The 13,119-nt window shown below is 62.6% G+C and carries 11 protein-coding genes; 4 read left to right on the top strand and 7 right to left on the bottom strand.

All coding sequences use genetic code 11. The features are described 5' to 3' along the window. The first annotated feature begins 3 nt into the window (after positions 1-3). Complete coding sequence (locus CBW66_RS13060; protein ID WP_086138634.1) at positions 4-912, top strand: diacylglycerol kinase family protein; 909 nt, start codon at positions 4-6, stop codon at positions 910-912. Between the two features lie 9 nt (positions 913-921). Continuing rightward, complete coding sequence (locus tag CBW66_RS13065; RefSeq protein WP_086138571.1) at positions 922-1,740, top strand: metallophosphoesterase; 819 nt, start codon at positions 922-924, stop codon at positions 1,738-1,740. Between the two features lie 30 nt (positions 1,741-1,770). Here the strand turns inward: CBW66_RS13065 and CBW66_RS13070 are convergent, their stop codons facing one another. The 4 genes from CBW66_RS13070 to CBW66_RS13085 all read right to left on the bottom strand — a co-directional run bounded on the left by CBW66_RS13070 (position 1,771) and on the right by CBW66_RS13085 (position 5,892). Then, positions 1,771-2,061, bottom strand: coding sequence for a type II toxin-antitoxin system RelE/ParE family toxin (locus CBW66_RS13070; protein ID WP_086138572.1), 291 nt, complete (start codon positions 2,059-2,061; stop codon positions 1,771-1,773). Then, positions 2,054-2,299 carry a type II toxin-antitoxin system ParD family antitoxin gene (locus CBW66_RS13075; protein WP_070224900.1) on the bottom strand — a complete coding sequence of 82 codons (246 nt, stop codon included), beginning with the start codon at positions 2,297-2,299 and terminating at the stop codon, positions 2,054-2,056. Before CBW66_RS13075 ends, CBW66_RS13070 begins: the two co-directional genes overlap by 8 nt. Positions 2,300-2,392: 93 nt before the next feature. Continuing rightward, positions 2,393-3,784: a cardiolipin synthase gene (gene cls / locus CBW66_RS13080; protein WP_086138573.1), complete on the bottom strand. Its 1,392-nt coding sequence runs from the start codon at positions 3,782-3,784 to the stop codon at positions 2,393-2,395. Then, the gene (locus CBW66_RS13085) at positions 3,781-5,892 is read right to left on the bottom strand and encodes a site-specific recombinase (protein WP_086138635.1); all 2,112 of its coding nucleotides are present in this window, start codon (positions 5,890-5,892) and stop codon (positions 3,781-3,783) included. Before CBW66_RS13085 ends, cls begins: the two co-directional genes overlap by 4 nt. A 321-nt stretch (positions 5,893-6,213) precedes the next feature. On the opposite strand from CBW66_RS13085, the gene CBW66_RS13090 reads away from it, so the two are divergent. After that, positions 6,214-7,323, top strand: coding sequence for a porin (locus CBW66_RS13090; protein ID WP_086138574.1), 1,110 nt, complete (start codon positions 6,214-6,216; stop codon positions 7,321-7,323). On the opposite strand, the gene CBW66_RS13095 is transcribed toward CBW66_RS13090, so the two are convergent. The 3 genes from CBW66_RS13095 to CBW66_RS13105 all read right to left on the bottom strand — a co-directional run bounded on the left by CBW66_RS13095 (position 7,311) and on the right by CBW66_RS13105 (position 9,855). Further along, the gene (locus CBW66_RS13095; protein ID WP_086138575.1) at positions 7,311-7,883 is read right to left on the bottom strand and encodes a DUF3617 domain-containing protein; all 573 of its coding nucleotides are present in this window, start codon (positions 7,881-7,883) and stop codon (positions 7,311-7,313) included. The two genes, CBW66_RS13090 and CBW66_RS13095, sit on opposite strands and share 13 nt — an antisense overlap. A 67-nt stretch (positions 7,884-7,950) precedes the next feature. Then, positions 7,951-9,498 (bottom strand): TerC family protein, encoded by a 1,548-nt coding sequence (locus CBW66_RS13100; RefSeq protein ID WP_086138576.1) that lies wholly within the window; start codon positions 9,496-9,498, stop codon positions 7,951-7,953. 18 nt (positions 9,499-9,516) lie between these two features. Beyond that, positions 9,517-9,855 carry a hypothetical protein gene (locus CBW66_RS13105; RefSeq protein WP_139841669.1) on the bottom strand — a complete coding sequence of 113 codons (339 nt, stop codon included), beginning with the start codon at positions 9,853-9,855 and terminating at the stop codon, positions 9,517-9,519. 285 nt (positions 9,856-10,140) lie between these two features. Here CBW66_RS13105 and CBW66_RS13110 point away from each other — a divergent pair, with 285 nt between their 5' ends. Continuing rightward, positions 10,141-12,987, top strand: a complete 2,847-nt coding sequence (locus tag CBW66_RS13110; RefSeq protein ID WP_086138578.1) for a pitrilysin family protein — start codon at positions 10,141-10,143, stop codon at positions 12,985-12,987. The last annotated feature ends 132 nt before the right edge of the window (positions 12,988-13,119 follow it).

Genomic DNA, 13,119 nt, shown 5'->3' on the forward strand with positions numbered 1-13,119 from the left:
ATCCTGAGCAAAATCGCCGTCATCATCAACGCGGGCGCCGGCTGCGGCTATGCGCCCGACTGGGCGCAGCAGCTTGAAGCACAATTCCTGGCCGTGGGCCTCGACGCCGCCATCACCCTGGCGCAAAGCGGGGCCGAGATGATCGCCACGGCCGAGCAAGCTTTGCGCGATGGCGCGCCCATCGTCGTGGCCGGCGGAGGGGACGGCACCATCAATGCCGTCGCCTCCGTCGTGGTCGGCAGCGGCACGCCGTTTGGCGTCTTGCCGCTGGGCACCTTGAACCATTTCGCCAAGGATTTGAATATCCCGCTTGACCTCGATGCGGCGATTGCCAACGTGGCGCGGGGCGTGCCGCACCAGGTCGATGTGGGCGAAGTCAATGGCCGCATCTTCCTGAACAATTCCAGCCTGGGTCTGTATCCCGATATCGTGCGCGACCGCGAAAAGCAGCAGCGTCGCCTGGGACGGGGCAAGTGGCTGGCCTTCAGCTGGGCGCTGCTGGCCGCCTTGCGCCGCTATCCGTTTCTCAGCGTGCAGCTGAAACTCAACGACGTCGTGCATGCGCGGCGCACGCCTTTCGTCTTCATCGGCAATAATGAGTATCTGATGGAAGGCTTGAATATCGGCGAGCGCGAGCGGCTTGATGGCGGCCAGCTGAGCCTGTACGTGGCGCAGCGTCCGGGCCGCCTGGGCCTCGTGCGCCTGGCCCTGCACGCGCTGTTCGGCAAGCTGTCGCAGGCCAAGGATTTCGATGTGCTGACGGCGACCGACCTGGAGATCGCCACGCGACACCGCCGCCTGCGCGTGGCCACCGATGGCGAAGTGACCGTCATGAATACGCCGCTGCGCTACCGCATCCGCACGGCCGCGCTCGAAGTGATCGTGCCGGCGTCCGTGCCCGCCGTCAGTTAGGAGAACGCCATGCGTACCATCGTGCATTTATCGGATCTGCATTTCGGCCGGGTCGACGGGGACTTGCTGGCGCCCCTGCGCGCGCTGGTCGAGCGCCTGGAACCGGACGTGGTGGTGGTCTCCGGCGACCTCACCCAGCGGGCCCGCAGCGCCCAGTTCCAGGAAGCGCGGGCCTTTCTCGACAGCTTGCCGGGGCCGCAGATCGTGGTGCCGGGCAACCATGACGTGCCCCTGTACAACGTCTTTTCCCGCTTCCTGACGCCGCTGGTGAAGTACCGGCGCCACGTGACGGACGATTTGTCGCCCGAATACGTGGATGAGGAAATCGCCGTGCTGGGCATCAACACGGCCCGCTCATTGACGTTCAAGGATGGGCGCATCAGCCACGAGCAGATCGATTTCCTGCGTGAACGCCTGGGCCGCTTGCCGCCCGGCTTGACGCGCATCATCGTCACGCACCATCCATTCGACTTGCCCGAGCACTTCGATGAAGACGATCTGGTGGACCGCGCACCGCAGGCGCTGCAAATGTTTTCCGAATGCGGCGTGGATCTGTTGCTGGCGGGCCATCTGCATGCCAGCGTGGCGGGCAACACGGCCGAGCGCTACAAGATCGCCGGCTACGCGGCCCTGATGGTGCAGGCGGGCACGGCCACGTCCACGCGGGGCCGGGGCGAGTCGAACTCGTTCAACGTGCTGCGCGTGGAAAACAGCTGCATCCGGGTCGAGCGCTACAGCTGGAATGAAGACAGCGCCGAGTTTGAAAAGGTCAGCACGGAAGCGTTCGAACGCCAGGGCGGCGTGTGGGCCAGCTTGCGGCCGCTCTGAAACGCCGCGTCTTGCTCGATGATGTTTTAATTACAGATGGCGTGCCGCATCCATGCGGTCATGCAAAATGCGCACGATGGCAATGCCATAGTGAGTGATGCGGAAATAAATCATGTGCCGTCCGACTTTGCGGCGGCGGTAGCCGGGCCGAATCTGCTCGCATGCCGGTGCTGTCTCGGGCGCGCGTGCCTGGTCATCGAAGGCCGCCGTCATGTTGTCAAGATAAAGACTGGCCTGCTGCACGTCCCACCGCTGCGACGTATAAGCCCAGATCGCCTCAAGATCATGCTCGGCGGCGGGCGTCAGCCGGTATTCAGCCATGCGCTGCCAGCATTCTTTGCTTGAAAGCCCTGGCATCGAAAGGCTGGGGTTCACCGCTTGCCTCGCCTTCCACCAGCGCCGCGCGGATCGCATCGAGTTCGGCGCTGCGTTCTTGTTCACGCCGGATCAGGTCGCGGATGTATTCGCTGTCATTCGTATAGCGCCCGGCGTCAATTTGCGCCTTGATCCAGTCGTCCTGCTGGTCCGTCAAAGTAATGGTCTTGCGCACGGTTCCCATGGTCCACTCCAGATATGAGCAGCACGACGATCGTCATACTATTGGTGCAATATAGTGCATATTTGTGCAAATATCCAGTCACCTGATCGGTGCTTATAACCAGTAATTCATGAATCGCGCCGCCCATTCCTTCATGCGGTCGGCCCAGGGCCGCGATTCCCACTTGGCCTTCGTGATTTCTTCCGAGTCGCGCAAGTCTTCCTGGAAAGCGTTTTCCATTTCCCGGCCGAAGCTGTCGCCCAGCACGATCACGTTCAGCTCGCTGTTGTGCAGGAAGCTGCGCATGTCGATGTTGGTCGAGCCGACCGTTGACCAGGCGCCGTCGATGACGGCCGTCTTGGCGTGCAGCACGGCCAGTTTCAAATGGAAGATGCGGATGCCGCCGGCCAGCAGCTGATCGTACAGCGCGTGTCCCGCATGGAACACGAGGCCGCTGTCGGACACGCCGGGCAGCACCACGGTGACGTCCACGCCCCGTTTGGCGGCGGCGACCAGCGCGTCCACCGTCTGCTGGTCGGGCACGAAATAGGCGGACGTGATGTGGATCGATTTTTTGGCTTCCTGGATGGCCAGGATGTAAGCCTTGTAGATTTCAAAGCCGCCGTCCGGCTCGCTGGCCACGACGCGCACCAGCTTGTCGCCCACTTCGTGAAGTACGGGGAAATAATTGGCGTCCGGTAAGTCAGCCTGGTCCTGCTGAGCCCAGGTGCGGATGAACAGCCACTGGAAGGCGGCCACGGCCGGGCCTTCCACTTTCACGTGCGTGTCGCGCCAGCCCACGTCCTTCTTGTCGGTGGGCTTCGATTTTGAGCGGAACAGCGAGCTTTTCGCATAGGTGTCGCTGATATTGATGCCGCCCGTAAACGCCGTCTTGCCGTCGACGATCAGCACCTTGCGGTGATCGCGGTTGTTGATCTTCCAGTCGTCGCCCTTGAGCTTGGCGGGATTGACGGGATTGAACGCCACCAGGTGCACGCCGGCCGCGCGCATGCGGTCAAAAAACGCCTGCGGCACGCCGATGGTGCCCACGCTGTCGTAGATGACGTTGACCGTCACGCCCGATTGCTGCTTTTCGATGAGCATGTCGGCAAACTTCAGGCCCAGCGGGTCTTGGTCGAAGATATACGTTTCCAGGTTGATGCTGGTCTTGGCGTCGCTGATGGCCTGGAACATGGCGGCCATGGTTTGCGGGCCGTCGAACAGCAGGGTGACCTTGTTGCCCTTGATCAAAGGCACGCCCGTGGCCGCTTCTTCCAGCGCGGCCTGGGTCTTCAAGTCCATGCCGGACCTGGCCCAGCGCTTGTTGAGCAGGGCGGCGCGGCTGTTGACGTTCAGCACGGCGCCCTTGCCCGTGATCACCTTGGGCTTGGCCACCGGTTCCAGCGTGGTGTTGAGATTCTTGACATCGGGCAGCGAGGCGCATGCAGCCAGGGTCCAGCACAGCAGGAGGGCGGTGAGGCAGGATTGCATGCGCCTGGTGGTCATTTTTGAGCCTTGTTTGTCAGTGACAGGTTTGCCGAGTCGTCGGCCAGTGCCAGCGGTGGCGGGTTTTTCGAACCAAAGAAGAAGACGATGGGCGAACGCAGGAAACGCTTGCCCAGGATTTTCAACAATTGCATGCCGTGCTTGAAACGCACCTGGCGCGAACGCAGCGCCACCCACAGGGCCAGGCCGAAGCTGACCAGCAGGTTGGCCGTGCCGATGGCGAAGATGCCCGACAGCGACTTGACGGCCAGTTGCCAGCTCATATTGTGGTCGAGTCCCACCAGGGCTGTCGCAAAGTTGGCGGCCGAAAAGGTGATGTGACGGATATCGATGGGCAAGCCGATCAGGAAACCGAGGGTGCCGATGGAACCGAGCAGGATGCCGAAATAGAAGTTACCCATCAGCCCGCCCAGGTTGTTTTCCAGGTACAGGCCCAGCCGTTGCAAGCGCTCCTGGCCGATGACACGGCCCAGGCCGCGCAATTGCGCGATGCGCTGCGCCCAGCGCGTGTACAGCGCCTGGTTGTCGTAGTAGCCGGAAATCAGGCCCGCCACGAACAGGCACACGCCGGCGATCATGGCGTAGAAGATGGCGGGGCTGCCGATGGGGTCGATATCGTGCAGCAGATGCATGGCTTTTTCCGGCGTCACCAGGTTGTGCCCCGTGATCGCCTTGTAGCCGAGCGCGATCAGCCAGGCCGTGGGGATGGCCGTCGCCAGGTTGCCCAGCACGGCCATGTTTTGCGTGCGGAAGACCTTGTTGATCAGTTCCGCCATACTGTCGAGGTCGATATTCCGGCCATCCTTGCTGTGCAGGCCGGCGGCGATGCGCGAGGCCGTCATGGCCGGCTGCTTGGTGGCCACCGTGAAGTGCAGCAAGTGGATGAACATGAAGCCGATCGAGTAGTTCATGCTGAACATGAACGCTTCGACCAGCGGCGCCGAGCGCAGATACGACATCAATATCTTGAACAGGGCCATGAAACCGATGATCACGCCCGCACCTGCGGACGAGAGGAACATGGCGCCCATTTCGCGGCGGTTTTCCGCGATATAGTGCTCGCCCGTGCGGCTGGCGTTTTCCGTCACATTGCGCGCCAGCAAGTTGATATTGTCGGAAAACAGGTCGCTGACCTTGTATTTGTGGTTATGCGCGCGTATGAGTTCCAGCGCCAGCCCCACGGCGCCCGCGCGGCGGCGGCTGACGGGCTGCGGGTGCAGCAAGTCCTGCGTGGCATCGACCGTGATGGCGTCGATATCCACGTTGCCCGATGCGGGCAGTTCGCCGCTCGTGTCGACGAGGAACAGCAGCTTGCGCAGGCGGTCGATGCTTTGCGCCAGCGCCACCAATAAATACGTGAGGGGAATGCTGGTACCCTGGTACAGCGCTTTCTTGCGGATCTTGGCAATGACGGCGTCGCACTGGTCCAGCATCACCAGCAAATGGCGCGCGTCCTCGATGTGCTCGATGTCGCCTTGCAGCAGGCTCGAGTAGGCATCCAGGTAGGCGTTCACTTCCGTGTTCTGCACCATGAATGGCGACTGGAACACTTCGATTTCATTGTGGAAACGCGTCAGTTCCGGTTCCAGGCCCATGGCGCAGACGCGGTAGGACAGGGTGCGGATGGCGTCTAGCATGCCTGGCAACATGATATTGCCGTCGCCGATGGCCAGTTCGACCTCGTCGCTGGTCAATACGTCGAACAGTTCCAGCCAGTCCGTGGCGGGCACGTTGCTGATCCACAAATAATCGGTTTTCAGGTACAGCACCTGATCGAGCGCGTCGTTCAGGTATTCATCGCCAAGGGCGGGTGGCAGCATGCGGTAGGCGATGCGGCGTTTCAATTCCGTAAAGAAGCCGCTGTTCGACAGCACGCCGATGTCGGTGTACAGGCTGGCGTGGCGGCGCGCGGCCAGCACGCGCAGCACGTATTCGTGCAGGGCGCGCGCCTGGGCGGGGTTACCTTTGAGAAGCTGGCGCAGGGTGCGCACGTTGGCGATCGCGGTAGCGCTGTCGTGGGGGCGCTTGGGACGCAATGAGTTGAATAATTCCACCAGCAAGTCGATATTGCTGGAGTTGGGGTCAATGCGTTCGAGGATAGCAAGCATGCAGAAAAAACGGGCGAGCCGCTGTCGGTAAAACCAGTAGTGTACCGCCTGCGTCAGATCGCGCAACGTTCGCCACCGAACATTGCTTTACTGCAGGGCCTGCAATTCACGCCATTTTGCCGCATATTGCCACAATCATGGCCAATCTTGCGTGTTGTCAGTGTGCGACGTGTTTCTTGAGACTAAGCTGAAGTTTCTGTTGTACAACGCACGGATGGCTGGACAAAAAGCGAGGATAAGGTAACACTTGGATCAGACACACAGCGCATGTCCTGATCAATACCGGGTAGTTTACTTTTCCACGTTACCGAGATATTTATCATGAAGACCTCGTATTTTGCGCTTGCTGTGATAGGGATGGGGCCTTTCGCGCTGGGCGCGACGGCCCAGGCTGCCGATGGCGCGGGCAGTGCCGCATCCAGTAACGTTGCCGTGTACGGCGTGCTCGACGCGGGCATCGTGGCCGAGCGGGGCTGCGCCGGCAATTGCGCAGGCACCAAGGTATCGGGCGGCGTCGCCTCCGGCTCGCGCCTGGGCGTGCAGGGGCGCGAAGCGCTGGGCAACGACGTCTCCGCGGTCTTTACCCTGGAAGCGGGCGTCCACAACGACACGGGCCAATCGGAAGAAGGCCGCTTGTTCGGCCGGCAAGCCTACGTGGGCCTCGACAGCCGCCTGGGCGCGCTGACCCTGGGGCGCCAGTACAACCTGCAATACCTGGCCCTGACCGACGTGGCCGACCCATTCAAGGGCGGCATGGCCGGCAGCGCCAGCAACCTGGCAGGCTACAGCGTGAAACGCTACGACAATACCGTCAAATACGTGACGCCCGCCTTGCGCGGCGTGACGGCCAGCGCCATCTACAGCTTCGGCGAGTCGCCATACAGCAGCGCCAACAACCGCGCCTATGGCGCCACCCTCGGCTATTCGGCCGGCGCCGTGAATGTCAGCGTGTCGCACCAGCGCAAGAACAACTTCATCCTCGCCTCCGGCACCTTGCCCGCCATCGACATGTCGTCGCGCAACACCCTGATCGCGGCGAACATCGACCTGAAAGTGGCCACCGCCTTTGCCGCCGTAGGCGTGAACAAGGGCTATGGCAGCTCGCCGTGGGACCCGAACAATGCCTACAGCTCGCTGGCCCTGTCGATGTCGTCCTCGGACAGCCGCGATACCCTGCTGGGCGTGTCCGTGCCCGTGGGCGGCTTCAAGCTGCTGGCCTCGTACGTGCGCAAGGATGACCGCGACCTGGCCAACCGCGACGCCAAGCAGGTGGCCGTCGGCCTCACGTATTCGCTGTCAAAACGCAGCGATTTCTACGCGTCCTACGCGAAGATCCACAACAAGAACGGCGCCCGCTACACGGTGGGCAATGCCAGCGACGCGGGGCGCGGCGATGCCGCTTTTAATATGGGTTTCCGTCACGGTTTCTGAGCAGAGGCGGCGGACGGGGCAGGGCACGTTGCTCCCAGCCATTTGCCGTTGCTCGTCACATTCACCTGCTCCGGCGTGCCGCGCGCGCTGGTCGTCACCGCCAGCTGCATGCTGAACGCCTGGTCGCCGCTGAACATCACCTTGCCTTCGCCGCTCGATTTCGGGTTGGCGCAGGTGAACGACACCTGCATGCCGCCCGCGATGTCCTTGTTCTTCGAGGTGCAATCACCGGGCTGGCCCGTTGGAATCTGCTTGCGCGCGGCCATGTCCGGCGTCACGCAGGCCGTCACGCGCACGGCGCCGTCGGTGCCCACGGTGGGCATGGCCATGCCGCGGCTGGCGGCCATGCTTTCCAGCTGCTTGCGTTGATCGGGAGGAAGGTTGCCCAGCTGCTGCAACACCATGGACATGGCGTTGTCGGTGGCGGCGTCGGGCGACGCCATCTTGCTGTCGACTTGCCACAGGCCAGGCTTGATGGTGGCGGATGGCGAGGCGGCCTGGGCTTGGCTGCCTAAGGCGGCGCAAGTGAGCAGGGTCAGGCGTAGCAAAGAATGTTTCATGTGGGCGTCTCCGGAAAAGGCAGACCCCAGCATACGGCATGGCAAGCGGGGCACGCTTGCCATTGTGTTACAAACTGTGATCGGGCTCGATGCGGCGCACGTCCACGCTGGCGATGCGGCGCTCATCGGCCTCGAGGATTTCATAGCGCAGATCGTCGAGTTCCAGCACTTCGCCCACAGCCGGCATGTTTTCGAAATGCGCCAGCAGGAAGCCGGCCAGCGAGTTGTACTCGCCGTCTTCGCTGACCAGGGTTTCCGTCTCGAATACTTGCTCCAGGTAATGCAGGTCCGTCGCGCCGTCGATGCGCCAGTGGCCTGGACCGAGCACTTCCACGTCCGGCTGCTCATCCTCGTCGGGGAATTCGCCGGCGATGGCTTCCAGGATATCGATCGGCGTGAGCACGCCTTGCACCGTGCCGAACTCGTCGACCACCAGCACCAGCTGGCCGCGTGAGCGCTTTAAGGTCTCCATGGCTTTCAGCACGCCGGCCGCTTCCGGGACGACGACGGCTTCGCGCATGCTGGCCGGGTCGATCTTGCCGCGCGAGACGAGGTCTTCGATCAGGTCCTTGCTGCGCGCGATGCCGACCACATTGTCGAGGTCATCATTGCAGACTGGAATCATGCTGTGCGGCGTGTCGCGCAGCAATTGCAGCATCTTCTCGCCGCTGTCGTTCAGGTTGACCCAGGAGACGTCGCCGCGCGGCGTCATCACGGAGCGGATCGAGCGTTCGGCCAGGGTCAGCACACCGCTGACCATGTTGCGCTCTTCCACGCCGAAGGCGGAGACGTCGGGCAATTCCTTGACTTCGTGCTCTTCCACGGCTTCGCGGCCCTTGCGTCCGCCCAGCAGGCTCAGCACGGCTTGCGCCGTGCGGTCGCGCAGCGGGGCGTTCGACTGCAGCTTGAGGAAGTTGCGGCGCGCCAACTGGTTGAAGAACTCGATGACGATCGAGAAACCGATGGCGGCGTACAGGTAGCCTTTCGGAATGTGGAAGCCCAGGCCTTCGGCCACCAAGGAGAGGCCGATCATCAGCAAAAAGCTCAGGCACAGCACGACGACGGTGGGGTGGGCGTTGACGAAGCGCGTCAGCACCTTCGAGGCCAGCATCATGACGACGATGGAAATGACGACGGCCGCCATCATCACGTACAGGTTTTCCACCATGCCGACGGCCGTGATGACGGCGTCGAGCGAAAAGACGGCATCGAGCACGACGATCTGCGCCACCACGAGGCCGAAGCCGGCGTAGACTTTCGGTCCCGTCTGCGCATGCGTGACGCCTTCGAGGCGCTCGTGCAGCTCGCTGGTGGCCTTGAACAGCAGGAACAGGCCGCCGATGAGCAGGATCAGGTCGCGCCCCGAAAATGAGAAGGCCCATATGGAAAACAAGGGCGTCGTCAGGGTGACCAGCCAGGAAATCAGCGAGAGCAGGCCCAGGCGCATGACGAGAGCCAGGGTCAGGCCCAGCACCCTGGCCTTGTCGCGCTGGTGCGGCGGCAGCTTTTCGGCCAGGATAGCGATGAAGATCAGGTTGTCGATGCCCAGTACGATTTCCAGTACGACCAGCGTCAGCAGGCCGACCCAGATTGTCGGGTCAAATAACCATTCCATGTGTGTAACCTTGTAAAGTCAGTAAGTATCAAGCTTGCCTGGCGGCCAGTGCCCCAGGGAACCGTGTTGCGATTGCGTGAAGTGGCGGCGGACGCGCGGCGGCCGGGTGGCCTGCCGCGCGTCCGCTTCGGCAAGTGCCCCCGGTCCCGCTTGCCAAATGATGGCGCAAAACGGCGCTCCCTGGCGCGAGCTCGGGTATAGCGTGATAGGGTCGTTGTCGCATTCGTCGGTGTCGCAGCTGTCGCCGGGCTGGCCCGCATGGGTGCCGGGATCAAGGCAATCGGCGATGGTGCCAGGCGTGGCAGTGGCGCCGGCCGCGATTGCATGCTGGAATGAGGAAGGGCTGGCGTCAGCCATGCTGGCGAACGCCTGGGGTAAGGCAATGAAGACAAAAAGGCAGAGCAGGACGAGAGCTCGTCTCATATACAGGCAGATAGTTCTGGAACCGTGGAGTATAACACGCGCGCATAACAGCCCGATGACAGGGACTTGCGTAACTGACAAGTATGCCGTAAATTGCGAGAGCAATGATTTCCCTGGGCAGCGAAGACGCAGCGCGGGTCCATGGCAATTCTTGCGTTCGTATTCCATTGCGCCCGCTTTTGCGCTCGTCTAATAACGTAGTGTTACCAGGATTCTGACTTGAAACCTATTACCGCCCTCCTGCTTGCCGCCGGCATCCTCTCGCCGTCGCTCATCCTGGCCGCCACCCCGGTCGAAGCCGCGCCGATTCAGAAAACCGGCAAGGCCGCATCGAACCGTGCCGCCGCCGTCAAAGTCACGTCCGTCGAAGGCATCACCGAATACCGCCTGGCCAATGGCTTGCGCGTGCTGCTGTTCCCGGACGCCAGCAAGCCGACCCTGACCACCAACATCGTCTACCTGGTCGGTTCGCGCCATGAAAACTACGGCGAAACGGGCATGGCCCACTTGCTCGAGCACTTGCTGTTCAAGCCCAGCGCCAACTTCGGCGTCAAGAAGGGCACGAAAACCCCGGTCGAGATCCTGAACTCGACGGGGGCCGATTTCAACGGCACCACCTGGTATGACCGCACCAATTACTACGCCACGTTCCCCGCCAACGACGACAACCTGCGCCAGATGCTGGCCATGGAAGCGGACCGCATGGTCAACGCGGCCATCGACCAGAACGATCTGTGGAATCCGAAAACGCAGAAGGGCGAAATGACCGTCGTGCGCAACGAGTTCGAAATGGGCGAGAGCGACCCGATCGGCGTGACCAGCGAACGCATCCAGGCCGTCGCCTATGACTGGCACAACTACGGCAAGTCGACCATCGGCGCCCGTTCCGACATCGAACAAGTCAACATTCCGCGCCTGCGCGCGTTTTACCATAAATATTATCAGCCGGATAATGCCGTGCTGATGGTGGCGGGCCGCTTCGATGAAGCGAAGGTGTTGAAGCAGATCAATGAACTGTTCGGCAAGATCCCGAAACCGACGCGCGTCATCGAACCGACTTACACGGCCGAACCCGTGCAAGATGGCGAGCGCGCCGTGACGGTGCGCCGCAGCGGCGGCACGCAGTTCGTCGGCGCCGGCTACCACGTGGCGCCGTCCGGCAACCCGGACGCTGTCGCCATCGAGGTGCTCGGTCACGTGCTGACGGACGCGCCCGCCGGCCGCCTGCACAAGGCGTTGGTGGAAACCAAGCTGGCCAGCAAGATCGAATACAACTCGGTGAGCAACCTGGAGCCGGGCTACAACCTGTTCGGCGCCCTGGTGCCCGTCGACGGCAACCTCGACGCGGCGCAAGCGGCCATGCTGAAAGTGCTGGAAGAACTGAAATCGCAGCCGATCACGGATGCGGAAGTGGCGCGCGTGAAACAGCAGCTGAACAAGCAGGTCGAGCTGATCACGTCGAATACGGCGCGCATGACGATCGCCCTGACGGAGTCGCTGGCGGCCGGCGACTGGCGCTTGTTCTTCCTGCAGCGCGACCAGCTCGACAAGCTGACGACGGCGCAGGTGCAGGCGGCGGCCGAGAAATACCTGAAGAGCTCGAACCGCACCCTGGGCCGCTTCATCCCCACCGATGCGCCGGACCGCACCGTGGTGCCGGCCTATGCCGACGTGGCGCCGCAACTGGCCGGCTACACGGGCCGCGCCGTTGTGGCGCAGGGCGAAGCGTTCGACCCCAGCCCCGACAATATCGAAGCGCGCACCACGCGCTTCACCTTGCCGAACGGCTTGAAGGGCGCCTTGCTGCCGAAGAAAACCAAGGGCAATACCGTCAGCGTCGTGTTGAAATTGCAGATCGGCAGCGAAGAGAGCTTGCGCGGCAAGGGGCAAGTAGGCAGCTACACGGCCAATCTGTTGTCGCGCGGCACGGATAAACTGTCGCGCCAGGAAGTGAAGGACAAGTTCGACCAGCTGGGCACGCAAGTGGCGATCACGGGCGGCGCCGAGGGCGTGACCGCCATGCTGATGGGCAAGCGCGAGAACTTGCCGGCCGCCATGGACCTGCTGGCGCAAGTGCTGCAAAAGCCGGCCCTGAGCGAAACGGAATTCCTGGAATTGCAGCGCGAGCGCGTCGGCCGCGCGGAGCAGGAATTGCCTGAACCGCAGCCGCTGGCCGTGAACGCCTTCCGCCGCCTGCTCGACGCCACGCCGGAAGGCCATGTGCGCCACGTGGCCACCTTGCCAGCCGAACTGGCGCAATGGAAGGCCATCAAGGTTGCCGATGTGAAAGCGTTCCATGGCGCCTACTATGGCGCGTCGAACGCCACGTTTGCCGCCGTGGGCGACTTCGACCCGGCCGCGCTGAAGGCGCAAGTGGCCAGCCTGTACGGCAGCTGGAAGACGCAGCAGCCGTATGTGCGCATTCCCGATGCCGTCAAGCCTGTGAGCGGCGAGAAAGTCACGCTGGAAACGCCGGACAAGGCCAACAGCGTGCTGTTCGCCATCCAGCCGATTCCCCTCAAGGATGATGCCGCCAGTTATCCGGCCTTGTTGATCGCCAATCACATGCTCGGCGGCGGCGCCTTGCGCAGCCGCCTGGCCGACCGCATCCGCCAGAAGGAAGGCCTGTCGTACGGCGTCGGTTCGCAAGTGAGCGTGCCGTCGCGCGAGCCGGCCGGCTACTGGATGGCGTATGCCATCAGCGCGCCGCAAAACACGCTCAAGGTGGAAGCGGCCCTGCGCGAGGAAATCGCCAAGGCGCTGGCCGACGGCTTCACGGAAGCGGAACTGGCCGAGGCGAAAAAGGGCTGGCTGCAATCGGAAGAAGTGAGCCGCACGCAGGACAGCGCTCTGGCCAGCGGCCTCGCCAGCTACCTGGCGCAAGACCGTACCATGGCTTACGACAAGGAGCTGGAAGCGAAAGTGGCTGCCTTGACGCTGGCGCAAGTGAACCAGGGCCTGCGCGAATACCTGAAGCCGGCGGCCGTGTCGGTGGTGGTGGCGGGCGATTTTGCCAAGGTGGCGAAAGAGGGCGACAGCGGCGCCAAGGCAACGACGTCGAAATAAGCTGTTTCAGAATAGGCTGTCTTCAATAGAAAAAACCCGCCGGCAGGAGACCTTGCCGGCGGGTTTTTTTACGATCTTGATTTTGATGTCAACGTCCCGACACCGAACAAAACCGTCGCGGGCGGAAGGGAG

The sequence above is a fragment of the Janthinobacterium sp. GW456P genome, from assembly GCF_002127655.1.
Taxonomy (GTDB): domain Bacteria; phylum Pseudomonadota; class Gammaproteobacteria; order Burkholderiales; family Burkholderiaceae_D; genus Janthinobacterium.